Source organism: Corynebacterium sp. LK14 (assembly GCF_008042215.1).
GTDB lineage: Bacteria > Actinomycetota > Actinomycetes > Mycobacteriales > Mycobacteriaceae > Corynebacterium > Corynebacterium striatum.
Genome location: NZ_NOVQ01000010.1, coordinates 23811 through 46844, shown reverse-complemented (window position 1 = coordinate 46844; position 23034 = coordinate 23811). Strand labels below are relative to the sequence as shown.

20 protein-coding genes, 1 tRNA gene and 1 riboswitch are annotated in these 23034 nt (G+C 58.3%); of the genes, 11 read left to right on the top strand and 10 right to left on the bottom strand.

The window, feature by feature from the left end:
• Positions 1-31: 31 nt before the first annotated feature.
• The gene (locus CHU71_RS06695) at positions 32-1060 is read right to left on the bottom strand and encodes a bile acid:sodium symporter family protein (RefSeq protein ID WP_187272040.1); all 1029 of its coding nucleotides are present in this window, start codon (positions 1058-1060) and stop codon (positions 32-34) included.
• A gap of 365 nt (positions 1061-1425) precedes the next feature.
• Between CHU71_RS06695 and CHU71_RS06690 the strand changes: the two genes are divergently transcribed.
• The gene (locus CHU71_RS06690; RefSeq protein WP_147760567.1) at positions 1426-4347 is read left to right on the top strand and encodes an FAD-binding and (Fe-S)-binding domain-containing protein; all 2922 of its coding nucleotides are present in this window, start codon (positions 1426-1428) and stop codon (positions 4345-4347) included.
• 66 nt (positions 4348-4413) lie between these two features.
• Here the strand turns inward: CHU71_RS06690 and CHU71_RS06685 are convergent, their stop codons facing one another.
• Positions 4414-5727, bottom strand: a complete 1314-nt coding sequence (locus CHU71_RS06685; protein WP_100618647.1) for a class I SAM-dependent methyltransferase — start codon at positions 5725-5727, stop codon at positions 4414-4416.
• Positions 5728-5918: 191 nt separating this feature from the next.
• Here CHU71_RS06685 and CHU71_RS06680 point away from each other — a divergent pair, with 191 nt between their 5' ends.
• Together CHU71_RS06680 and thiD are read left to right on the top strand one after the other, a co-directional pair.
• Positions 5919-7259 carry an NAD(P)/FAD-dependent oxidoreductase gene (locus tag CHU71_RS06680; RefSeq protein ID WP_005531479.1) on the top strand — a complete coding sequence of 447 codons (1341 nt, stop codon included), beginning with the start codon at positions 5919-5921 and terminating at the stop codon, positions 7257-7259.
• Between the two features lie 194 nt (positions 7260-7453).
• A riboswitch (TPP riboswitch) is annotated at positions 7454-7550 on the top strand.
• Positions 7538-8380, top strand: coding sequence for a bifunctional hydroxymethylpyrimidine kinase/phosphomethylpyrimidine kinase (gene thiD / locus CHU71_RS06675; RefSeq protein WP_100087850.1), 843 nt, complete (start codon positions 7538-7540; stop codon positions 8378-8380). It overlaps the preceding riboswitch by 13 nt.
• A gap of 82 nt (positions 8381-8462) precedes the next feature.
• On the opposite strand, the gene CHU71_RS06670 is transcribed toward thiD, so the two are convergent.
• Positions 8463-9062: a class I SAM-dependent methyltransferase gene (locus CHU71_RS06670; RefSeq protein WP_100087851.1), complete on the bottom strand. Its 600-nt coding sequence runs from the start codon at positions 9060-9062 to the stop codon at positions 8463-8465.
• A 111-nt stretch (positions 9063-9173) separates the two neighbouring features.
• Between CHU71_RS06670 and corA the strand changes: the two genes are divergently transcribed.
• Complete coding sequence (gene corA, locus CHU71_RS06665; protein WP_070420300.1) at positions 9174-10247, top strand: magnesium/cobalt transporter CorA; 1074 nt, start codon at positions 9174-9176, stop codon at positions 10245-10247.
• Positions 10248-10298: 51 nt separating this feature from the next.
• On the opposite strand, the gene CHU71_RS06660 is transcribed toward corA, so the two are convergent.
• Positions 10299-10760 carry a PaaI family thioesterase gene (locus tag CHU71_RS06660; RefSeq protein WP_172453480.1) on the bottom strand — a complete coding sequence of 154 codons (462 nt, stop codon included), beginning with the start codon at positions 10758-10760 and terminating at the stop codon, positions 10299-10301.
• A 43-nt stretch (positions 10761-10803) separates the two neighbouring features.
• On the opposite strand from CHU71_RS06660, the gene gndA reads away from it, so the two are divergent.
• The 4 genes from gndA to CHU71_RS06640 all read left to right on the top strand — a co-directional run bounded on the left by gndA (position 10804) and on the right by CHU71_RS06640 (position 15566).
• A complete protein-coding gene (gene gndA / locus CHU71_RS06655) occupies positions 10804-12249 on the top strand; it encodes an NADP-dependent phosphogluconate dehydrogenase (protein WP_005531471.1) in 1446 nt (481 codons plus the stop codon).
• A 166-nt stretch (positions 12250-12415) separates the two neighbouring features.
• Positions 12416-13807 (top strand): DEAD/DEAH box helicase, encoded by a 1392-nt coding sequence (locus CHU71_RS06650; RefSeq protein ID WP_147760566.1) that lies wholly within the window; start codon positions 12416-12418, stop codon positions 13805-13807.
• Complete coding sequence (locus CHU71_RS06645; RefSeq protein ID WP_147760565.1) at positions 13807-14670, top strand: 3-methyladenine DNA glycosylase; 864 nt, start codon at positions 13807-13809, stop codon at positions 14668-14670. The genes CHU71_RS06650 and CHU71_RS06645 overlap by 1 nt, the downstream gene beginning before the upstream one ends.
• Before the next feature lie 65 nt (positions 14671-14735).
• Positions 14736-15566 carry a vWA domain-containing protein gene (locus tag CHU71_RS06640; RefSeq protein WP_147760564.1) on the top strand — a complete coding sequence of 277 codons (831 nt, stop codon included), beginning with the start codon at positions 14736-14738 and terminating at the stop codon, positions 15564-15566.
• A 137-nt stretch (positions 15567-15703) separates the two neighbouring features.
• On the opposite strand, the gene CHU71_RS06635 is transcribed toward CHU71_RS06640, so the two are convergent.
• The 5 genes from CHU71_RS06635 to secA2 all read right to left on the bottom strand — a co-directional run bounded on the left by CHU71_RS06635 (position 15704) and on the right by secA2 (position 20740).
• A complete protein-coding gene (locus tag CHU71_RS06635) occupies positions 15704-16288 on the bottom strand; it encodes a MerR family transcriptional regulator (RefSeq protein ID WP_005531463.1) in 585 nt (194 codons plus the stop codon).
• Positions 16289-16391: 103 nt separating this feature from the next.
• Positions 16392-17030, bottom strand: a complete 639-nt coding sequence (locus tag CHU71_RS06630; RefSeq protein WP_100087854.1) for a bifunctional nuclease family protein — start codon at positions 17028-17030, stop codon at positions 16392-16394.
• 96 nt (positions 17031-17126) lie between these two features.
• Entirely contained in the window at positions 17127-17873 is a 747-nt protein-coding gene (locus tag CHU71_RS06625; protein WP_005531459.1) for a MerR family transcriptional regulator, read from the bottom strand.
• Positions 17874-17918: 45 nt separating this feature from the next.
• Entirely contained in the window at positions 17919-18350 is a 432-nt protein-coding gene (odhI, locus tag CHU71_RS06620) for an oxoglutarate dehydrogenase inhibitor Odhl (protein WP_046646002.1), read from the bottom strand.
• A gap of 98 nt (positions 18351-18448) precedes the next feature.
• Positions 18449-20740, bottom strand: coding sequence for an accessory Sec system translocase SecA2 (secA2, locus tag CHU71_RS06615; protein WP_100087856.1), 2292 nt, complete (start codon positions 20738-20740; stop codon positions 18449-18451).
• Between the two features lie 106 nt (positions 20741-20846).
• Between secA2 and CHU71_RS06610 the strand changes: the two genes are divergently transcribed.
• The 3 genes from CHU71_RS06610 to CHU71_RS06600 all read left to right on the top strand — a co-directional run bounded on the left by CHU71_RS06610 (position 20847) and on the right by CHU71_RS06600 (position 22555).
• On the top strand, positions 20847-22001 hold the full coding sequence (locus CHU71_RS06610) for an alpha/beta fold hydrolase (RefSeq protein ID WP_070508587.1): 1155 nt from the start codon (positions 20847-20849) through the stop codon (positions 21999-22001).
• Complete coding sequence (locus CHU71_RS06605) at positions 21998-22396, top strand: YchJ family protein (protein WP_034657491.1); 399 nt, start codon at positions 21998-22000, stop codon at positions 22394-22396. The genes CHU71_RS06610 and CHU71_RS06605 overlap by 4 nt, the downstream gene beginning before the upstream one ends.
• Positions 22397-22481: 85 nt before the next feature.
• Positions 22482-22555 (top strand) — tRNA-Pro (locus tag CHU71_RS06600).
• 165 nt (positions 22556-22720) lie between these two features.
• On the opposite strand, the gene CHU71_RS06595 is transcribed toward CHU71_RS06600, so the two are convergent.
• Complete coding sequence (locus tag CHU71_RS06595; protein ID WP_147760563.1) at positions 22721-22900, bottom strand: Rv0909 family putative TA system antitoxin; 180 nt, start codon at positions 22898-22900, stop codon at positions 22721-22723.
• Between the last annotated feature and the right edge of the window lie 134 nt (positions 22901-23034).

Below are 23034 nucleotides of genomic sequence, written 5' to 3'. Positions count from 1 at the left end.
CCTTATATAAGGGGCCCACCTGACCTCACAACTAGCTCACGTGCGCCGGCTCATTCAGTAGTTCCCCTGAGGTCTCCTCAGCGGGCAAAGGCTTACGGCGAACGAGTGCTGCGAATACTGCGCCCGTGATGTTCGCCCACACGGCTGCCACAACGCCTGGCAATGCAGCCTCAGGCGTAAAGAACTGCAGCGCCAGCGCGGAGGCCAAACCGGAGTTCTGAGTGGCAACTTCGATAGCCGTCGTACGCGCTGCTGCTTCGCGCTGACGAGTTACCTTTGCCGTGTAGTAACCAAAGAGGAATCCGATGACATTCTGAATGGCCACACCGAAGAATACAACAAGACCAACCGTCAGCAGCTTATCCTGCGACTTTGCCACAACCGCAGTAACCACTGCACCAATACCGACGATAGCCACCAACGGCAGCACCGGGATGACATAATCAACCGCCTTGCTTGCCACAACGCGCAGCAACAGGCCAAGTGCAACCGGGATTAAGACCGTCTGAACCAGCGACCACATCATACCCATTCCATCAACCTCAGCGCTCTGCCCCGCCAGCCACAGCATCAACAGTGGCGTCATAATTGGGGAAACCAAGGTAGAAACGGACGTCATGGCGACAGACAGCGCCACGTCACCCTTTGCCAAGTACGCCATGACATTGGATGCCGTACCACCAGGAACCGAACCAAGCAGGATTAGGCCGACGGTAACGGCGTCGTTAAGCCCCAGCAGCTTAGCAACAAGCACTGCACTGGTCGGCATAACCACAAACTGGCATACAACGCCAATAAGGATGGGCAATGGACGCTTGGCAACGAGCGCAAGATCCGGGATCGTCAGGGTAAGACCCATCGAGAACATAATGACCATAAGCAGCTGGCTCGTATAAGAGCTAACCGGGACAAAGGTCGACGGACTCATGAAGGCTGCAATTGCACACAGCACAATCACGATGGGAAATGCGTAAACCGCTAGCTTCTCAGAGCTGCTTTGCGCTTCCTGCGCCGCCGACGGATCGGCTACTTCACACTGGTGAGAAGTCATACTCGACATGTGACTCGCCCTTACTACTTGGAAGTTACCCACCTCTTCCCCACTCGCATGTCCGGCTTGCCATCAGGCACCTTCATTGTGAGTGGAATCTGTGGGGGTAAAGGTTAGGGACCTTGCCCCCAGGAACGACACCCCTGAGCCCAACTTCCCTTTCCCGATCCCACCGACGTGGTGAATATCTTTCTATGGATTGATTGATTTCCAAACCATAGCACAACATCCCGTTAAATGAACTAGCAGTTTCGGACGTTGGGATACCGCTAATGAAGGGGTCTAAACTCGCCGCCCCCAACTGTGGTTAAACAAAGGTGACCTTAGGCCACACTTACTATCGGTCAACAGATATCTGGGACTAAGTTGAGTGTATGCAAAAGCTTCTGAGTCCCGATTCAACAAAGATTTCTCGCCCACAGGGATCAACGAGCCAGGCAGATGCTGTACCAGCGAAGTACACCAACGGCTCCCCCATGTCGCTCATCAAAGACATGGAGGCCATCGTCGGTCCGGAAAACGTGCACGGACGCCTATCAGACCTTGTCCGATTCTCTTCCGACGCCGGCCCCTACCGATCCATTCCTCAAATCGTAGTGTCAGCGCGTAGTGCCAGCGACTTGTCCAAGCTCATGACCTACTGCCGCGAGAACGGCCGCCACATGACGTTCCGCGCCGCGGGCACCTCGCTCAACGGCCAAGCAATGTCAGATGACATCTTGGTTGATGTGAAGACCAACTTCACCGGCATGGAGGTCAGGGATGGCGGCAACAAGCTGTGGTCCCGCCCAGGCGTTGTGCTTGGCGACGCCCAGGCAGTCCTCGGCCGGCACGGATTCATGCTCGGCCCGGACCCAGGATCAACCTCTGTATGCACCATCGGCGGCGTCCTCGCCGACAACTCCGGCGGCATGCGCTGTTCGCTGGAGCGCGATAGCTACCACTGCGTCGATGAGCTCGTCTTCGTCTTGCCCTCCGGAACCATTGTCGATACCGCTCGCGGCGACGATGCCTTCCGCGCACAGGAGCCTGAACTTCACGCCAACCTCCTCGCCTTCCGCGACCGCCTGCGAGCGAACACCGAGATGGTGGAGTTCTTGCGCAAGAAGTTCTCCATCCGCAATACCAACGGCCTACGCATTGACGCTTTCCTCGACGAGGACGAGCCGGTCAAGATCCTAAAGCGCCTGCTCGTCGGCTCCGAAGGCATTTTCGGCGCCATCGTCGAGTCCGTCATCAAGACGGTGAAGCTTCCGCAAGTCAAAGCCACGACCTGGGTCGAGTTGCCGAACCTGCGCGATGCAGCCAACTTCGTGCACCCAATCATGGAGGCCGGCGCTGAAGCCTGCGAACTCCTCGTCGCACCGGTGATGCGCCGTTCGGCAGAACACTACGCCCACGCGCCAAAGTCCTGGATCGACCTTGATGACGATGAAGCAGCACTGCTCGTCGAGGTAGGCGGCACCGACCTCGCCGATCTCGAATCCGCGATGGAGCGCCTCAAGGAGGTCCTCAAGGACGCACCGCTTTTACGCCCACTCGAATTCGAGACCACACCAGAGGGCATGCGCGGCGCATGGGAGCTCCGCAACGGTTTGTACGGCCTGCTCGGAGCCGACCGCCCGAACGGCACCACCTACATCACCGAGGACGTCTGCTTCCCGCCCGCAGAGGTAGGCAACGCAGCCGCCGATTTGCTGGATCTGCAGCACAAGTATGGCTACCCCGAGTCGGTGATGGGACACGCCGCCTTCGGCAACCTGCACTTCTTCCTTACCCCGCGCTTCGATCTAGACGAAGAACGCGAATCTTATGCCAACTTCCTGGACGAGCTGGCTGAGTTGGTCATCGACAAGTACCAAGGTTCGATGAAGGCCGAGCACGGTACCGGCGTAAACATGGCTCCATTCCTCGAGCACGAGTGGGGCTCCGAAGCCTTCGAGCTCTTCTGGGAAGTCAAGAACATGATTGACCCGCAAGGCATCCTCGCGCCAAATGTGAAGCTCACCCGCGACAAGTCCGTGCACCTGAAGAATTTCAAGTCCTTCCCCAAGGTCGAGGACATGATTAATCCTTGCGTGGAGTGCGGCTTCTGCGAACCCGTTTGCCCGTCCCGCCACGCCACGGTCACCCCACGTCAGCGCATCGTCTTGCGCCGCGAGATGGCCCGCCAACCAGAAGGCTCTGCGGTCCTGCGCCAGCTGCAAGAGGAATATCAGTACGATGCCGTCGACATGTGTGCGGCGGACGGCACCTGTTCCATTCCGTGTCCCATCAGCATCGACACCGGCGCAGTGATGAAGCAGCTGCGCAAGCAGGAAGCTGGCCCCAAGGCCGAGAAGGTAGCCCTGTCGACCGCGCAGCGTTGGGCGCTCGTCGAGAAGCTCGCGCGTGCTGGCGTCATTTCCGCCAATAAGATTCCGCACAAGCCACTTGAGCTCGGCGCCAACATGGCCCGCAACGTCATCTCCCCTGACTTGCTGCCCACCGTGCCAGGTCCACTCCCTAAGGGTGCGTCCCGTCTACCGGAGACACCGCGTGAAGGCGCACAGGCCTTGTACTTCCCGGCTTGCATCAACCGCATCTTTGGCCGCCCTGCTGGCGCCGCCCCGGATTCGGTGGATCTGCCGCGCGCCGTCGTCGAACTTGGCCGCCGTTCCGGACAACCGGTGTGGATTCCGGATGATGTAGCAGGCGACTGCTGCGGTACTCCTTGGTCTTCTAAGGGCTACACCGAGGGCTTCGAATACCAGGCCACCAAGATCGTCCGCGACCTGTGGCACTGGTCTGAGCACGGCAAGCTCCCCATCATCGTGGATGCCGCCAGCTGTACCCACGGCTTGCTCGACAGTGTCCCAGAGGCGCTCTCCGAAGCGGACAAGGAATTATGGTCCCAGCTGCGCATCATGGACGTCGTCGAGTGGCTACGCGATGAGGTTGCCCCTCACCTACCGATCGTCCAGAACATGGGCACCATCGCCGTTCACCCAACCTGTTCCACTGCGCACATGGGCATCAGCGATGACTTGGTGCAGCTGGCCAACCTCTGTGGCCATGCCAAGGTTCCAGAAGGCGCTATGTGCTGTGGCTCCGCCGGTGACCGCATCATGCTCCACCCAGAGCTGGTGGAATCGGCTACCCGTGAGGAGCGCGCTTCCCTCGAGGCTGAGCACTTCGATGCTTATGTCTCCGATAACCGCACCTGTGAGATGGGCCTGGAGATGATCTCCGGCAAGAGCTACGACTCCATCGCTGTCTTGCTCGAGCGCGCCTCGCGCCCTGTGGTTACTCCTTAACCGCTTATCCTCTTAGCCAGTTAGCCCCTTAACCCTGCCTGGGGCTACTGCGTGGCCGATTGCAGCCTAACGGCGGCCGCCGCGATTGCGATGGGTCGCCGTTACTTGTACGGCGTCGATCATGCCCAGCTCGAAGAGCGCTTCACGCAACGCGAACTGGAAGGTCCACAGCCTGCGGAATACCGGATCGAATCCCGCTGCTGCTGCTTCGCGCAGGTGCCCGTCAAAGTAGCTACGCTGCTCACGCAGCGACTCCGCGTAATGGCTACCCACGTGAGTCTGTGCCACGATGCGAAGATTGGACTGCTTGTCAAAGAGCTTGTGTGTTTCCTCGATGGTCGGGTAATCCAAACCCGGCCAGATATAAGCCCGCAGCACCTGCAGTGCTGCCCGCCCAGCAGGCGTCATCGCATCCGTCGCAAAAGTAGAGGCCAATGCAACTCGCCCGCCTGGCACCAAGGAACGGTCCAGGACGCTCACAAAGCGCTTGCGCTCAGCCGGAGTGAGCAGCTCTAGTTTCTCCACGCTCACAATCGCGTCATAACGCCCACGCCACTGCTTGGGGTGAGGAATCACGGCGTCGCTAAGCTGCACGTGTACCGAATCCGCAGCGCCTTCGAGCAACAAGATCTCGTTGAACTCGTTAAGCTGCTCAGCATCGGCCGTCAACACATCCACCGTTGCGCGTCGACTCACAGCCTCCACCGCCACATTCAACCCCGTCGCGGGATAAACCAAAAGATGCGTACCCGCACCGGAATGCGTGGCGTCGAGGAGCCACTGTGCGCTGCGCCGCTGGCCGTCCCGCAGATCACTACGATCCACGCTCGTTGGCTCACTGACTTTAGTTACGTCAACAAGGTGTTCTTTAGGCTCTTTCCTGCCCGCCTGTTGGCTAAAACTAGGAACCGCCTCGCGGACCGTCGTGGGAACCCCACTGGCAAAAATGCCACCACTGTGTGTAAACCCGTCGCCTGCATATAAACGGACCAGCTCCACAGGAAGCTCCCCCGGAGCAGAAAGTTCCGGCGCAAGCTCCTTAGCCTTGGGCCGATACCCAGTCTGCAGCAGGCAGCGTAAAACCTTCACCAACTTCTCCGAGTTTTCCGTAGTCCACTCGCCTGCTAGATAAGACTCCGCAAAACCAAGCCATCCCGTAGCCGCAATGCGAGTAAACAGCGCATCGTGTAGGACCTCCATGTCTGGACCGTCTTCTGAATCCGTTTCCGGATCAAGGTCGATCTCCGCCAGGTCGCATGTCTTGGCAAATTCCGCCTCTGCGCGTCGGGCTTTAAACTGCCCAAAGCTCACTGAAGGAACATTCGCCACGCTTGGCCATTGCGCAGCGTCAATTGTGTCTAGGTGTGAAAAATTGACCATTTTCTTGGGGTCTCCTTGACCAGCTGCACTAAGGGTTTTGCACTCACCTTAATCTGAAAAGCCCACCTAAATACCTCGCCATGCCGAGGAAGAGCCAGTTTAAGGTATATAAAGTATGCATGTACGGTATCTAGGGTTTAGACTGATTCGGTACAAAAATTTTCGCTTTCTCAGGAAGGTATCACCCCACCATGGCTGAAACCCCTTACCGCCCAGCCGGCGGCCGCCACCACGTAGTCGTTATCGGCGCAGGCTTTGGCGGTCTCAACGCAGTACAGCAGCTAAAGAATGCTGACGTCGAGATCACCCTGATTGATAAGAAGAATCACCACCTGTTCCAGCCGATGCTGTACCAGGTAGCAACCGGCATGATCTCCGCCGGTGAGATTGCTCCTTCTACCCGTCAGCTGCTGCGCGGCCAGGATAATGCCCACTTCGTCAACGGCGAAGTAACCGATATCAACATCGAGGATCAGACCGTTACCGCTGAGCTCGACGGTTTTAGCCGTACTTTCGCATACGACTCCCTCGTCGTAGCTGCTGGTGCCGGCCAGTCTTACTTCGGCAACGACCACTTCGCTGAGTTCGCGCCGGGCATGAAGACCCTGGATGACGCACTTGAGCTGCGCTCCCGCATCGTGTCTGCCTTCGAAAAGGCTGAGTTTGTTGACGATCCTGTCGAGCGCGAGCGCCTCCTTACCTTCATCATCGTTGGTGCTGGCCCAACCGGTGTGGAGCTAACCGGCCAGATCGCCGAGCTTGCAAACCGCACGCTGCGCGACCAGTATTCCAACTACGGCACCACCAGCGCCAAGATTTACCTCTTGGATGGTGCGCCACAGGTACTGCCGCCGTTCGGCAAGCGCCTTGGCCGCAAGGCTCAGCGCTCCCTCGAGCGTCTCGGCGTCGACGTACGTCTGAACGCTATGGTTACCGACGTCACCGAGGACGCTGTCACCTACAAGAACATGAAGAACGAGGACGTTGTCACCCTCGAGGGCGCAACCAAGATCTGGTCCGCTGGTGTGTCCGCTTCCCCGCTGGGCAAGATGGTTGCTGACCAGGCTGGCGTCGAAGCAGACCGTGCTGGCCGCGTCTCCGTCAACGACGACCTGACCGTGGGCCAGCACGACAACGTCTACATGGTCGGCGACATGATCTCCCTGAACCGCCTGCCAGGCGTAGCACAGGTTGCTATCCAGGGTGGCGCACACGTTGCCAAGCTCATCAAGGCAAAGGTCGATGAGGAGTCCACCGCCAACGAGCACGAGGCATTCGAGTACTTCGACAAGGGCTCCATGGCCGTCATCTCCCGCTTCAACGCTGTTGTGAAGATGGGCAAGACCGAGTTCGACGGTTTCCCGGCATGGGTTTCCTGGATGGGCTTGCACATCATGTACGTCCTTGGCTTCCGCAACCGCACCACTGTTGCTGTCAACTGGATCCAGAACATGATTTCCCGCGACCGCGGCAACCTGGAGATCACCGATCAGCAGCGCATCGCTCGCAACTTCATCAACAAGAATAAGTAAATGAAGTCACGCCGATGACGGGCCGGACGCGCACTTCAGCGCCGCCTGCCAGTCATCCTGCATCCCGCCCCCGCCTAGCCAAGCTTTTAAGCTTGCTCACGCGGGGGCGGTTTCTGTTTTGTTCTCAAGCTACTGATTCTGCCGAATCTGCCACAATTTATCTCCGCCAGATAGTGCTTTTTGTTAACCTCAAAGCTTACAACAAGGGGTGCCGTTGAAAACGGCTGAGATTAGACCCTAAGAACCTGCACTCAGTTAGTACTAGCGAAGGGATAGTTGTGGAATCCACGGATCCACGTGGCACTTTGCCACGCGTTTTGACCATTGCCGGAACGGACCCCACGGGCGGTGCCGGCGTCCAAGCCGACCTAAAGTCTTTTATGGCCGCAGGAGCCTACGGCATGTCGGTGGTCACGGCTTTGGTGGCGCAAAATACGCAGGGAGTGCGTGCGGTGCACACTCCCCCTCTATCGTTCCTGCAGGAGCAGTTCGACGCTGTGCTTGACGACGTCGCGGTTGACGCAGTGAAGATCGGCATGCTCGGCACCGCGGACATTGTGGCCAGTGTTTCTCGCTTCTTGGACGCACTCGCCCCAAATACCCCAGTTGTCTTGGACCCTGTCATGGTGGCCACTAGCGGGGATAGGCTCCTCGACGAGGAGGCAGAAGCCGCAGTCCGGCAGCTGTGCCGCCAGGTCACCGTCATCACGCCAAACCTCAAAGAGCTTGCGGTGCTAACGTCCACGCCGCACGCGAGCAGTCTCGACGAGGCGATTTCGATAGCTCAGGACTGGGCCAGCGAAACGGGCACCTATGTCATCGCCAAAGGCGGTCACTTGCAGGCAGGCCACGCAGACAACGCCGCTGTGGGTCCAGAAGGAGTGCTCTGCCGGGTTTCAAGCCCGCGGGTAGAAACGAAAAATACGCACGGCACCGGCTGCTCGCTCTCGTCGGCACTAGCCGCACGCCTTGGCGCGGGGGAAACCCTGCCGGACGCTCTTGAGTGGTCCACCGCATGGTTGCATGAAGCCATTGAAAACGCCGATGGTCTGCGCGTCGGACACGGGCACGGACCTGTGGATCACGGACACCAGCTGCGTCGACAGGCCGGGCTGCTTTAGAACAGTTCGCGAACTGTTAACTGTTTTCGAACCCTTCTCGAGATTCTTTAGGACGGTCATTCTCTAGGACTGTATCTGGACGCTAAAGCAGGTCTGCGCCTGGGCGGGTCAGCACCGCTACCAAGAATGTCGAGCTCTCCTTGAATACCTTCATATCCCACGAGGAGAAAAGGAAGTCAACGCGGAAGCCCACCTCCTTGGCCAGGGTCAGGAAGTCATCAAAGGCCCAGCCGCGGCCTTCACCAAAACCGACGACAAAACGGCCGTCAGAATGCAGCGAGTTGTAGATGTTGCGCATGGCTGCCTCGCGACCATCAACTGCGAGGAAGGTCATAACGTTGCCGGCGGAGACCACAAGGTCGAAGTTACCCTCCGGAATCTCGTCCTCCGAGAGGTCACCTACCACCCACTGGCCGTCTGGGAAATCATGCTCCGCGTGGCTAATGAGGATGGGATCGACGTCGACACCGACGACCTTGTGGCCACGATTGACCAACTCGCCGCCAAGCCGGCCTGTGCCACAGCCTGCATCCAAAATTAGGGAGCCTCGCTCCACCATTGCGTCTACTAGACGCGCCTCGCCGTGGATATCTTTGCCCTGCGCAGCAAGCATTTTCCACTTGCGGGCAAAGTTCTCTGAGTGTGCAGGGTTGGCAGCGGTGACTTCTTTCCAAGTAGGCATGAAAACTAGTATATGCCCCGTGGCAGTGTAGGCTTTACCCGCTAGTTAAAAATTGCCTGCCGAAACCAATTTCGGCTCACGTCTGCTCATAAAGTGAAGGAGGCTGAAACGATGCCGTCTGTACCGTCGCCCTTTAGGCCACGCAAGAAGAACGATCCACCCAGTACCTCCCGCACTTTCTCTGTTCCGGCAGAACGAGCAATCGAACATTGCCGGGTCTTCGTCGATGGCGAGTCGCTTCCGGGCGAGTTCACCCCGCACACGGCTTTGCAAACCGTGGAGGAATACGGACGCGGATTCGTGTGGGTAGGCCTGCATGAGCCTTATGAGTCCCAGATGACCAAGGTTGCGTCCGAGTTTGGTATCCACGAACTGATCGTGGAAGACGCCGTCCAAGCACACCAGCGCCCCAAACTCGAGCGCTACGACGATCAACTGTTTATGGTCGCCCGTTCGGTCAACTACCGCGACCACGATGAGGTTGCTGATAAGCGCCAGATCATCTCCACAGGTGAAATCCAGATGATTCTGGGGAGCAACTTCATCATTACGGTCCGCCACTCTGCCAAGCTGCCAAACCTGGCCTACACGGTCCAGGACGAGCAGGACTTGGTCGAACTCGGACCAGTAGCCATGGCATGGAAAATTCTTGACATGATGGTGGATCGCTACTCCGAGATCGTGCGCCTGCTCGCCATCGAGGTCGATGAGATCGAGGAAGAGGTCTTTACGCCGCAGACCAAGTTCAACATTGACAGGATCTACATGTTCAAGCGTGAGATCTTGGAGATGAAGCACGCCATTGACCCGCTTTCGGTCGCGCTGAAAGCCATGATCAATGACCACAAGGACTTGATCTCGAAGCAGATTCGTTCTTACCTGCGCGACGTCAACGACCACGAGCTCGTGGTCAAGGACCAGGTGGCAGGCTTCGACGAGCGCCTCACCTCGCTTATCGACGCCTCTGTGGCCAAGGTGACCATGCAGCAAAACAGCGACATGCGCACCATCTCTGCGGTGGTCGGCATGTGGGCTGCTCCTACCCTGGTCGCCGGCATTTACGGCATGAACTTCGATGTCATGCCGGAACTGCACTGGCCCGGCGGCTACTTCATGGCGCTAGGCCTCATGGTGCTCGTGGTCGCGGTCATGTGGTGGTGGTTCCGCCGCAACCACTGGCTCTAGGGCGGAAACAAAGCCCTAGAGAGTACACAGCACTCCCTAGGGTCCGCAGCACTATGGGTTGACCATTGTGCGCAGGTTCGTGCGCGCAATGAGTTTGCCGGCTTGGCGCATCTCAATGCACCAGATGTGGGTGCGCCGACCCAGCTGTACTGGTGTTGCCACGGCTTCCAGAATTCCGTCAGACACTGAGCGGATGAAGTCGGTGTTGTTGTTGATTCCAACTACCGGTGCAGCCGCTGCAACGAAGGATGCAATGGAGCCCACGGATTCCGCGATGGAGCAATAAAGGCCGCCGTTGGCCGCGCCCCACGGCTGGTGGTGCTCAGGCTTGACCTCAAGCTGGGCACGTACTTCGTCCTTCGACACAAAAGTAAAGTCCAGGCCGAGCAGCCCGCCAAGGCCGTGGTTGTGGGCGTTGAAAACCGCGATTTCCTCAGCGGAAAGCGGGCGTTCTTGGACGGTGGCGACCATCTTCGCCATGAGTTCAAACTTGTCTGGGTTTTCTTGGCTCATGCCATGACAGAATAGCGGGAAAGTCTGACGTAGGATAGAGCACATGACTGAAAAGACTGAACTCGCCCACATTGGCGTTGTCGGCTTGGCTGTTATGGGCTCTAACTTGGCCCGCAACTTCGCCCACAACGGCAACACCGTAGCCGTCTACAACCGCAGCCCGGAGAAGACCCACAAGCTCATCGAAGAACACGGCTCCGAGGGCAACTTCATCCCTTCCGAGACCGTCGAGGACTTCGTCGCATCGCTTGCGCGCCCGCGCAAGGCCATCATCATGGTTCAGGCAGGTAAGGCTACCGATGCAGTAATCGACCAGCTGGCTGCAGCCATGGATGAAGGCGACATCATCATCGATGGCGGAAACGCCCTCTACACCGACACGATTCGTCGTGAGAAGGAAGTAGCTGCCAAGGGCAAGCACTTCGTTGGCGCCGGCATCTCCGGTGGCGAGGAAGGCGCGCTCAACGGCCCGTCCATCATGCCCGGTGGCCCTGCTGAGTCCTGGAAGACCCTCGGCCCCATCCTGGAATCGATTGCTGCCAAGGTTGACGGCACCCCGTGCGTGACCCACATCGGCCCGGATGGCGCCGGCCACTTCGTCAAGATGGTCCACAACGGTATCGAGTACGCCGACATGCAGGTTATTGGCGAGGCCTACCAGCTGCTGCGTTACGGCGCTGGCCTCGAGCCTGCCGAGATCGCTGCTGTGTTCAAGGAATGGAACTCCGGCGATCTCGACTCCTACCTCATCGAGATCACCGCTGAGGTTCTCGCACAGACCGATCCGGAAACGGGCAAGCCGCTTGTCGACGTCATCGTTGACGCCGCCGGCCAGAAGGGCACCGGCCGCTGGACCGCCATCAATGGCCTAGAGCTGGGTGTTCCGGTTACCGCCATCGCTGAAGCTGTCTTCGCTCGCGCTCTTTCTTCGGCTACCGAGCAGCGCGCAGCGGCCCAAGAGGGTGAGCTTCCAGCCGGCGTCATCGAGACCGACGTCGACAAGCAGGCGTTCATCGAGGACGTGCGCCAGGCGCTCTATGCTTCCAAGCTCATTGCTTACTCCCAGGGCTTCGATGAGATCAAGGCGGGCTCTGAGCAGTTCGGCTGGGACGTTGACCCACGCGACCTTGCCACCATCTGGCGCGGCGGTTGCATCATCCGCGCTAAGTTCCTGGACCGCATCCGCGAGGCTTATGACACCAACCCGCAGCTGCCGGCCCTGATTCTCGATCCTTACTTCAAGGGCGAGCTCTCCGAGCTCATCGCGCCTTGGCGCCGCGTGGTTGTCACCGCGACCCAACTAGGCCTACCGGTACCGGTCTTTGCCTCTTCCCTGTCCTACTACGACAGCCTGCGCGCTGAGCGCCTGCCCGCTGCCCTCATCCAGGGCCAGCGCGATTTCTTCGGCGCTCACACCTTCAAGCGCGTGGACAAGGAAGGCACCTTCCACATCGAGTGGTCGGCCGATCGCAGCCTGAGCGAGCTTTAGATTCAGCTGGCTTGACGCCACCGAATCTTGCGCAGCGCTAGGTCCTCTTCTTGGGGTCTTGGCGCTGCACTCGTTTTAGCCCTAGGGCCTCCGCGCCGTTCAATCCGGGCCTTGTGTGCTTTCGGGATTACGGAATCATGAGGCTTGGCCACTAAGCTAAAGGACAATGACTACTTTCGCCGACCTCGGCTTACCTCAAGAAATCGTGCGTGTCCTCAACAAGCAGGGCATCACGGAACCTTTCCCTATCCAGCAGGCGGCAATCCCCGACGCCCTCGCTGGCAAAGACGTCCTCGGCCGCGGCCCGACGGGTTCTGGCAAGACCTTCACCTTTGGACTTCCCATCCTCACCCGATTGGCGCACACTGGTGCCTCGAAGCCGGCTCGCCCGCGCGCTTTGGTGCTTGCACCGACGCGTGAGCTCGCGACGCAGATCCACGATCGCCTCGATGAGCCCGCGAACGCTTTAGGCTTGCGCGTCCTTTCTGTGGTCGGCGGCGTGAACATCAACCACCACATCCGCTCGCTCGCCCGCCCCGTCGATCTGTTGGTGGCAACTCCTGGACGCGCTCAGGACCTCATCAACCAGGGCAAGCTTTCGCTTGACGACGTCGCGATTACTGCGCTCGACGAAGCTGACCACATGGCTGACATGGGCTTCCTCCCACAGGTCCGCAAGCTCATGGCGCTCACGCCCAAGAAGGGACAGCGTTTACTCTTCTCTGCCACACTAGATGGCGATGTGGACAAGCTGGTCAAGCAGTTCATGCACTCCCCTGTTACGCACTCAACCGCACCGGTTGAAGCAGCAGTCGACACCATGACCCACCACTTGGTTTTCGTTGGGGACCGTGATGGCCGCAACGACGTGGTTGTGCGCATCGCCGCACGCGAAGGCAAGACCATCATGTTCATGCGCACCAAGCACGGTGTAGACCGTCAAGCCAAGAAGCTGCGCCGCGTAGGAATCAATGCCCTGCCGCTGCATGGTGATAAAGGCCAGGGCGCGCGCACGAAGGCCATTGAGGGTTTCGCTGATGGCTCGGTTCCCGTGCTTGTGGCCACCGACATTGCAGCCCGCGGCATCGATATTGCGGACGTCTCGCTGGTCGTGCACGTGGACCCACCTGCTGAGCACAAGGCCTACCTGCACCGCGCCGGGCGTACCGCGCGTGGTGGTGCCTCTGGCGCGGTGGTCACTTTGGTCATGGATCAGCAGCGCGATGAGGTTGCCAAGCTCATCAAGAAGGCCGGAGTCATAGCCTTCGAGCTTGATCTAAGTGATCGCCCTAATCCTGCTGGCGCTCCGGAGCTCGCCAAGATTACTGGCGCACGCAAGCCTTCTGGTGAACCCCTTCCGCCGCCGCACCAGAACAATCCGGCTTCGCGGGGCGGTAGCTCCAAGCGCCAGAACGCTGGCGGCCAGTCTGGACAACCTGGACGCGGCGGACACGGTGGCCGTGGTGGCCGTGGTGGCGCGGGTGGCCGCGGCAGTCGAAACCGTTCCCGCAATGGAAAGCCAGGGGGCTCGGGCCGCCGAGGTGGTGGTCAGCGCTAATGCTGCTCCAGCCCGACGAGTGGCGCCCCCGCTACGATGCGCATGTTGCACGTGCTGAGGAGCTCCTAGCCGAGTTTCGCCACCCCGGTGGCTATCACCCGGTCTATGATTTCCTCTTCGAGTACTACCCGGTGCGGCCTTCTCATCTTCGACGTTGGCACCCAGGCTTTGGGGTTACGCTCTTGGGCGAGCCGGGACAGGTTCCGCACGAGGAGTGGCGCGACTACCGCCGCACGGGTCAGGGTGTACACCTCGATCTGGACTCTTTCTGGCAAAGACGCGGGGAATCTATCACCTATATCCGTAACCTGATGGCAAAGACTGCGGCCAATCCTGCACAGTTTGACTGCTTCGGGTTGCACGAATGGGCGATGGTTTATAAAACGGACACTCCGCGCCATGACTTACCGCTGCGCTTGGGCGCGGCGGGCACCAATGAGGTCGTCGAAAACCATCGAGTCCGGTGCACCCACTACGATGCTTTTCGCTTCTTCACTGAGCCAGCACGTCCGCTCAACCTCACTGTATTGACGCGCGAAGGACAGCCGGACAGCGATCAGAGCGGTTGCGTCCATGCGACGATGGACCTGTACAAGTGGGCATGGAAGTTAGGCCCCTTGGTGCCCGGTGAGCTATTCATTCAAACCTTGGAGTTAGCCATTGAAGCCCGCACTCTTGATATGGAAGCTTCGCCGTATGACTGCCGTGATTGGGGCTTCGGCGTGGTGCCTATTGAAACCCCAGAGGGCAAAGCTGAATACGTTGGGCGCCAACGTGCGCTGGCAGCCAAGGCTAAACCGCTGCGTCAACGGCTTGTCACCCTCGTGGATGAGGCGTCGGCGGCTACAATGACAAACCGATAAAGTGAGCATAAGCCCGGGTGGGGCTATGGAAACGGCACGAGCCGTCCAGTGCGGAAGGAATACTCATGGCACGACATTCCAATGGCAAGAACACGTTCGCGATGGCGGGTTGGGTGTTGGCCCTCCTGGCCGCACTTATTCTCGCTATTGCGGTGGGCTTGTTCTTCCTTCTGCGGGGCGGGGACTCCCCTAAAGCCACGACGGCAGCTGACTCAGAAGTCGCCGAAACCACGGCAGAAGCCAGTGCCGCAGCTTCCACGAGCAAGGAAGCACCCAGTTCCACGTCCACGGCTGCGGATTCGAGCGCCAGCTCCACGAGCGCTGCGCCGGATAACGAAGCTGGGGCCGCCTTGGCGGACAACACCCTTGTCCTGCTTGATACTTCAGAGGGACTCGCTCCCTACTTCAACCCTGTAACGCAGGCCCTAGCGGAAACAGCCACTGCTCTCGGTGAGAAAGATGGCCTAGTGAGCCTGTGGAACTATTCCTCACCTATTTCCGAGACCGCCACAGTGGGATACCGCCAAAACATTGGCTTCGGCGAGGCCGGCCCAGTGGCGTTTGCGGTTCAGCAGTTCGGTACCGGTGGTGTTCCCCAAACCCGTAGTGCAGTCACTGCCGCGCTGACGAATGCCTCTGAGCAGGCTGCTGGTACTGGCAAGAACGCTAAGGTCCTCCTCGTCACCACGGGCACCGCGCAGGACATGGATGATTCCACATTCAAACAAGTACTCAACGAAGCCAAATCCAAGGACGTAACCTTGTCCGTCGTCCACGTTGGCGAAGGCGACAAAGACACAGTGCTTGACGACGCCGCAGATTCCTTCACCGCCGTTGCAGACCCAAGCGATGAGGCAGCAGTAGCCAAGGCACTCAAGGCAGCCGCTGGCGCGTAGCGCTTTGCACCAGCCGCGTGCCGCGCACCAATTGAAAAGTAGATAGTGCGGCTAGATTCTGCCAGACAAACAAAACAGCTACAGGCCCCGACTCACGTGAGCTTGAGTCGGGGCCTATAGCTTTGGTCAAAGAACTCCTAAGAGGTCTTGCGCTTGCGGCGAGCAGCGAGCTCGTCGATTCCTACAACAGTTTCTTCTTCGAACTCGTCGACGCGCTCGGCCGGGAAAGAGGAAATGGTGCCGGAGAGCTCCTTGAGGATGCCAGGCACAGCAATACCGAATACACCCTGGCCGCCGGCCAGAAGGTCGATGACCTCATCGTTGGAGCGGCACTCGTAGACGGTGGTGCCGTCGGAAACGAGGGTCAGCTCAGCAAGGTCATTGACACCGCGGTCGCGCAATGAATCAACAGCCACGCGAATGTTCTGCAGCGAGATCCCAGTGTCAAGCAAACGCTTAACGATCTTCAAGACAAGCACGTCCTTGAAGGAGTACAGACGCTGCGAACCGGAACCGCGGGCGGTACGAATGGAAGGGTTAACCAGGTTGGTGCGTGCCCAGTAATCAAGCTGGCGGTAAGTAATGCCGGCAACCTGGCAAGCGATTGGAACACGGTAACCCAGTTCCTCGTCAGGCCCCACATCGAAAAGGGACTCTTGGACGTATCCTTCGTCCGCGCCGAAGGTGGCGGTGTACTCGTCGCGTTCGCCGTTGATGCTCACGTAATTACTCCAATGGTGTTTGTTGGAAGCTCTAAAGCTTTATTAAAGGCCACCACCCTGACCCCGTCAAGGGCAAGGCATGACCAAACTCTCTAGTGCAACTTTAGACTTCTTTATCCCCATTGTCATCATTAGTCACACGCGTGTCATTAGTTTCTTTTCCATCGTTTTCTTCAAGAAAGTCCTCTTCAGACACACCTAGAGAGCGCATCATCGCCTCAAAATCGGCATCTGCCTGGGGATTTCCTGAAGCAGAGCTGTCTGAGCCGAGGGTTTTCCCTGCTTCTTCCGCAGCGGGGGGAACGGGGGGATCAAAGTGAAAACCGAAGTAGGCTTCCATGTCATCTGCCGTCACAAACACCGACACTTTATTGAGCAGCTCTTGATCGACGGTGATTGGAACTCCAAAGTGTTCGGAGACTACAAGCGCATCGGTGAGCTTAGCGTCATGAACTTCCCCGGTTTCATCGACGATGTCAATCATCAAGGTGCCTTCGTAGTAATTGACTATCTCGATCGAGCCAACGCCGCCGGCCATTTCGATGAACTCCAGGAGTAGATCATGCGTGTTAGGGCGAGTCTCGCTATATCCGTCGAGGCGCTGCATGACGCGCGACCCCTCAAGCGGGGAAAGCCACACGGGGAGGATCTTGTTTCCTTCTACCCAACGCAGCAACGCGCATAGTTCATTTTCCGGCTCCATTACATGGATGCCGTGGAACTCAAGACTAGTTTTTTCCATACTCTCCACTCTCCCACATTTGGGCCGATCGTGGTGGCAGGCCCAGCGCAAGAAGTGAGCTCCGCGGGCCGGAAGGTCTTGAGTCCCCGAGTCTGTTTAAGAGTTGTACTCGTTGCGCAGGTCAGTCTTGACCAAAGTGGCGTGCAAGGAGACGACCAACGCGGTCATCTGCTGGGAGAGTTCCTCCGCTTGGTGAGCAGCGGTGTCAGATTTGGAGTTGGCCACTGGGGAGGCAACCTGCGCGATGAGGTCAGCCTGCCGGCGAGCATTGTTGCGCAAGGACTTAAGCTGACGCTCCTCAAAGCCGAAGGCCTTGAGCGCCACAGCTGCAGAAACCGCGGCGACGTCGTCAGCGTCAAAGAATCCAGACGCATCCGGAGAGATGAGGCCAACCTTGACCAGGCTTGCCACCTCTGCTTCAGTGGAGCCAGCCTGGGCGGCAACTTCCGCGTCTGTCAAACGGGTGACGGCCGGTGCACGGAACTGATCGGGGCGCAGAAGTGTTTCTGCCTTGCCCGCAGACACGATAGCCATAACCTGACCAGAATCCATGGCTTCAAGCTGCTCACGAATAACCTTCAGCGGCGTGTAGTTGTCTCGCTGAGTAGTCAGGATGTAGCGAAGGCGATCGACGTCTTCCTGAGTGAAGCGGCGGTAACCGGACGCAGTACGTTGTGGCGTGATCAGACCTTCGGATTCGAGGAAGCGAATCTTCGACACGGTAACGTCAGGGAACTGCTTGTTCAGCTGCTCCAAAACGACGCCGATCGACATGGTCTTGGCCTTCTTCGCCTTCACTGCCCCTTTACGCAGGGCTGCGGCGTTGGACTGTGCTGCGCTCACGATATTTCTCTTGGTGCTTCTCTCAGGGTCGAACGTGATTCGTTATTACTGGTTGGCGATGAAAACCAGACGGAACTTGCCGATCTGAATTTCGTCGCCCACGTGCAGCACCTGGGAGTTGCGAGGCTCGCGGTTGACGTAGGTGCCGTTGAGGGATCCGACGTCGACGACCTCGAACTCGCCCTCATTCACGCGGAATTCGGCATGGCGGCGAGAAACGGTGACATCATCAAGGAAGATGTCAGCCTCTGGGTGACGGCCCGCAGTGGTGGTGGGCTGGTCAAGAAGGAAACGGGCGCCAGCATTTGGTCCGCGCTTTACAACGAGAAGTGCTTGCCCCTCAGAGAGGTTCTCAGCACCAGCAACGGAGGTCTCGTTACCCGCCGCGGCGCCGTTTTCCATCTCCTTGAGAAGGTCTGCACGGAATACAGAAGTGGTTTCTACCTGCGGTTCCGGGGTTCCGGTCTGCTCGCTCATTTTTACCTCCGAATGGTCGGATTCATGTTGACTTATTCCATATTAGCGACTCGCCCGCGCGCGCGAGCATCGTCACCCTATTTGTTTCGTAAATTATGTTAACGGAAAATATTGCCGATGCCCTTAAGTACCGAATTTCCAACGCCGGACAAGGGATTATCCGAGACCATGTAAGTCCACGTGGCGCTCGGGCGAGCCAAGCCAGAATCTTCCATGTGTGCCCCCGCTTCGTCAATGCTGACCTTCTTAAAGGTATCCACGGATTCCTCCACCGCGCGCTGTGCTAGCTCCTTGAATTCGCGCACCGCAATACGGTGATATTCATCAATCGGAGTCTCACGCGCGATAGCACGAAGATGGATGGACTCACGCACATCATCCATGAGTTCCAGGTGGTCTGCCCAGGCGAGGTCCAGGTGATAAAGCATGATTTCACGCGCAGCGGCGATGCGAGCACTTTCTGGGACCTCTGCCAGTTCGGCCGCCCGCTGCGGCGCACGTTGCTCGAGTTCCTCCCAGGCTTGGGCGGAATCAAGCAGCTTTGCACGGCGTTCGTCGATGATGATGCGCTGATCAGCTAGGAGCTGGTTGTATTTCCAGGTTTGCGCGTGGATTTCCAGCAACTGGCCCTCGGTAACGCGTTGGCAGTGCGCCACGAAGTCAGAGACACGCTTCGATTGAATCAAGCCGGTTTTATCCGGCTGCGCCGACAGCGCTTCGTCGCCACCGCCTTGCTTGACGACGTCGTCCTCCAAGGACACGAAGAACAGAGACAGACCTGGGTCGCCTTGGCGTCCTGCGCGACCACGCAGCTGATTATCCAGGCGCGAGGTGCGATGCCGCGAGGTGCCAATGACTGCGAGGCCACCAAGCTCGGCAACTTTGTCCCTATCTTCTTCGGTGGCGCCGCCCAACTTGATATCAGTACCGCGGCCTGCCATCTGAGTAGACACCGTTACACGCCCAATGTCGCCGGCTTCGGCCACAATCCGCGCCTCTTCGGCATCGTTCTTCGCGTTAAGAACGCTCACGGCAATGCCCCGCTCACGCAAAGCTGCCGCAAGATCCTCAGATTCGGCCACGTCGTGGGTGCCTACCAGCACCGGCTGCCCAGTGGCATTGATGGCAACGATTTCTTCGACGATTGCTTTGGACTTGTCCTCGACCGTTGCATAAATACGGTCGGCCTCGTCAAAGCGCTGCAGCTCCTTGTTCCTGTCGATGACCGAGACGTGAAGGTCATAGAACTGCCGTAGCTGATCCGTTGCTTCGACTGCGGTGCCGGTCATGCCGCACACCAGCGGGTAGCGGCGCATCAGCTCCTGCAGAGTGATGGTGTCAAGGATACGGCCGCCCTCGGAAACCTCGAGTCCTTCCTTCGCTTCGACGGCCGCCTGCAGTCCGTCTGGCCAACGCTGCAGGTCCGCTACCCGTCCGCGGGAGGCGTCAATAAGCTGCAGCTTGCCGTCTGCGACGATGTAGTGAATGTCGCGAATCAGCAACGCCTTGGCGTGGAGCGCAAGGTTGACCTTCACCAGCACGGTGCCGATGTTTTCCTCGGAATATAGGGAATCGATGCCAAGCTCCCGCTCGACGCGTGCTGCGCCGTCTTCGGTAAGCGCTACCGTGCGGCCGTCCTCAGCAATGACGTAATCGAGGTCCTCACGCAGGCGGGAGACAACGTTGGTGATATGGCCTGTGGGGGCTTGACCGGGGCGATTGCCCGCCAGGACGAGAGGCACGAGGGCCTCATCCACCAGAACGGAGTCCGCCTCATCGACAAGCGCCACGTCCGCGCGGGCCTGAACGGCCTGGGAGCGATCCGTGATCTGGTTGTCGCGAAGCACGTCAAAGCCAAGTTCATTGACGGGGGCATAAATGATGTCGCAAAGGTATGCCGCGCGACGCTCATCCGCTGTCTTCTTTTCGGTAACTGAGCTAACTGTCAGACCGAAAAACTCCACCAGAGGGCGCATCCATTCAGCATCACGATCTGCAAGATAGTTGTTGACCGTCACAAGATGAACGCGCTTGCCCGTGAGCGCGAAACCGGTTGCCGCCATCGCGCCAACCAGAGTTTTGCCCTCACCGGTGGCCATTTGGATGACGTCACCGGTGAGCAATCGAAGCACGGCTTGGGACTGTACGATGAAAGGATGCATTCCCAGGGTGCGTTCACTGGCCACCGCAAGAGCCGCCAAAAATGTGGCTTTATCTGCAATTTCACCATCCCGCACGGAGTCGCGCGCGGCCTGGGCAACCGCGGCGTCGTCAAGCGCGGCTAGCTCCTGCGTGGCAGAACTTGAGCTTTCAACGATCGCTTTGGACTTCTTATCGTTTCGCTCAGACTGCGCACCCATGGCTTTCCAGAACCAACCAAATGCACCCATGCTCGTCTCCGTTACTTCCAACGACTTAACGTAAATTAATTTAACTCTTTCGACTCTAGCTAACCCACTGTGGCCTATGTGGCGAAGGCTCTATATCCTAGAATTTATGCAATCCGTGAACGTGAAGCTCCCGTCCTCCACCGGAACCATGATGGCGGGAACCATCGACTTTCCAGACTCTGCGCCGCAAGCATTCGCCATCTTTGCGCACTGTTTTGCAGGCTCCCGCCACACGCCTGGCGCCGCCCGCGTTTCCAAGCAGTTGACCAACTTCGGCGTAGCCACCCTCCGCTTTGATTTCCCTGGCCTGGGCCAATCAGAGGGCAACTTTGCAGAAACCAGCTTCAGCCAAAATGTGGCCGATATTCAAGCAGCCGCCACATGGCTCGCTGAGAACTATTCCGCACCGCAGCTGCTGATGGGCCACTCTCTCGGCGGCGCCGCTTCCTTGGCCGCGGCAAGCGGAATCCGCTCACTCAAGGCAGTAGCTACCATCGGTGCGCCTTTCGACCCGGCACACTCCGTGCTTCACTACGCAGACAAAATCGGTGAGGTCGACGCAAACGGTGAAGTTGAGGTCACTCTGGGTGGACGTGCGCTTACCATTTCGCGTCACTTCCTTGAAGACCTTGCTGATACCAATCCAGAGGAGTACCTGCGCCACCTGCGCAAGCCGCTCATGATCCTGCACTCCCCGATCGATCAGACCGTGGGCATCGATAATGCACAGAACATCTTCCTTAAGACTCGCTACCCCAAGTCTTTGGTGGCGCTCGATAAGGCGGATCACCTCGTGACCAAGCAGGGGGCTGCCGCACGTGCGGCGGACCTTATCGGCGCATGGTTCGAGCAATTTATTGTTCCAGAGAACGTGCCAGCGCACGTTGACGATTCCGCGGCCCAGGCACAGCCTGCAGTGGGCACCAAGTTCGGCGTTGTGGTGCGCCACAATGACCTCTCTGTCCCTGCGGACCGCACTAAGAAGCAGGGAGGCAAAGGCCAAGGTTTCACCGCTGAGGGCCTGCTCATGTCCGCATTGGCAACGGCTAGTACTCAGTCCATCAAGCAGGCGGCCAAGGGCATGGCGCTTGACGACGTCGAGGTAACCGTCACCCACGTTCATGACAAGACTTTTGAACGCCGCATTGAGTTGGTGGGTAACCTAAGCACCGACGAAAAGGCGGAGCTTTTCAAAGCAGCGACTACTTCTGAAATAGAACAGCTTCTGGGCGCTGCCCACATCGTGGATGTACACGCATGATCGTGCTCAATCCATTAAGCCCAGAAGCCCGTTGTCCTTGTGGGCTTGGCCTCAGCTTCGGTGAATGCTGCGGGCAGTATCACGGTGGTAAACCCGCGCCCACTGCCGAGGCTTTGATGCGCTCCCGCTTCTCTGCTTTTGTGACGGGTGATGAGGAATACTTGCTCAGGACCTGGGACCCAGACACCCGCCCTGAGCGAGTACACCTAGAGGACAATGGAATTCGCTTTTATCGCCTAGACATAATCGACACAGAGGACGGCGGGCCGCTCGATACCACCGGTGTTGTGGAATTTGAGGCCTTCTATAAGGGCGCCGCAGTAGGTTCCCAACGTGAACGTTCTCAGTTCCGCCGTCAAGACGGGAAATGGGTCTATAGCTCCGGTGACTTTTAGTTAAAACAACAGCTCATCTAGGCGATTGGAAACAGTGAATACGACTGATGTAATCTAATCACGTTGCGTCCTCAAGGCGTGACGGCGGACTATGGCGCAGTTTGGTAGCGCACTACACTGGGGGTGTAGGGGTCGCAGGTTCAAATCCTGTTAGTCCGACAAAATGGCTCCAAGCAGATTCTGCTTGGAGTCTATTCGTTTTGCTACTTAGCCCATTTTCTTCAAAAGGCCCAGATAAACAATCACGACCCCCGTTTGGCTTAATGCCACGGGGGCCGTTGTTGTCCACAGCCGGTGTGACGGCTGAAGATGTCTAGTTAAAACTTAAGCGCCAGCGTTACCGATTTGGTCATCCAGCTTGTCGCGACCCTGCTTGATCTGATCAGCCTTGTCCTCGCCCAGCTTGCCCTGCGCTACCTCTGCACCCTTGTCGAGCACCGAATCGGAGATCTGCTCTCCCTTATCCGAGTTGAGTGCGTCCTTAGCCTTATCAAAAATACCCAATTCCTCAGCCTTTCCAACTAAAGTTTCTTGCTCTAACATTCAACATGCTCGCATTACAACCAAGACTGGCTGAACGAACACGTGTCCCACCGTACATACGAATATGCCTTCCTGCCATAAGAAAATTCTTAAGT

Excerpts from the sequence above, each read along its gene's own strand:
- CHU71_RS06695 (WP_187272040.1), bottom strand. The coding sequence starts at position 1,060 with ATGTCGAGTATGACTTCTCACCAGTGTGAAGTAGCCGATCCGTCGGCG.
- CHU71_RS06690 (WP_147760567.1), top strand. The coding sequence starts at position 1,426 with ATGCAAAAGCTTCTGAGTCCCGATTCAACAAAGATTTCTCGCCCACAG.
- CHU71_RS06685 (WP_100618647.1), bottom strand. The coding sequence starts at position 5,727 with ATGGTCAATTTTTCACACCTAGACACAATTGACGCTGCGCAATGGCCA.
- CHU71_RS06680 (WP_005531479.1), top strand. The coding sequence starts at position 5,919 with ATGGCTGAAACCCCTTACCGCCCAGCCGGCGGCCGCCACCACGTAGTC.
- CHU71_RS06670 (WP_100087851.1), bottom strand. The coding sequence starts at position 9,062 with ATGCCTACTTGGAAAGAAGTCACCGCTGCCAACCCTGCACACTCAGAG.
- corA (WP_070420300.1), top strand. The coding sequence starts at position 9,174 with ATGCCGTCTGTACCGTCGCCCTTTAGGCCACGCAAGAAGAACGATCCA.
- CHU71_RS06660 (WP_172453480.1), bottom strand. The coding sequence starts at position 10,760 with ATGAGCCAAGAAAACCCAGACAAGTTTGAACTCATGGCGAAGATGGTC.
- gndA (WP_005531471.1), top strand. The coding sequence starts at position 10,804 with ATGACTGAAAAGACTGAACTCGCCCACATTGGCGTTGTCGGCTTGGCT.
- CHU71_RS06650 (WP_147760566.1), top strand. The coding sequence starts at position 12,416 with ATGACTACTTTCGCCGACCTCGGCTTACCTCAAGAAATCGTGCGTGTC.
- CHU71_RS06645 (WP_147760565.1), top strand. The coding sequence starts at position 13,807 with ATGCTGCTCCAGCCCGACGAGTGGCGCCCCCGCTACGATGCGCATGTT.
- CHU71_RS06640 (WP_147760564.1), top strand. The coding sequence starts at position 14,736 with ATGGCACGACATTCCAATGGCAAGAACACGTTCGCGATGGCGGGTTGG.
- CHU71_RS06630 (WP_100087854.1), bottom strand. The coding sequence starts at position 17,030 with ATGGAAAAAACTAGTCTTGAGTTCCACGGCATCCATGTAATGGAGCCG.
- odhI (WP_046646002.1), bottom strand. The coding sequence starts at position 18,350 with ATGAGCGAGCAGACCGGAACCCCGGAACCGCAGGTAGAAACCACTTCT.
- secA2 (WP_100087856.1), bottom strand. The coding sequence starts at position 20,740 with ATGGGTGCATTTGGTTGGTTCTGGAAAGCCATGGGTGCGCAGTCTGAG.
- CHU71_RS06610 (WP_070508587.1), top strand. The coding sequence starts at position 20,847 with ATGCAATCCGTGAACGTGAAGCTCCCGTCCTCCACCGGAACCATGATG.
- CHU71_RS06605 (WP_034657491.1), top strand. The coding sequence starts at position 21,998 with ATGATCGTGCTCAATCCATTAAGCCCAGAAGCCCGTTGTCCTTGTGGG.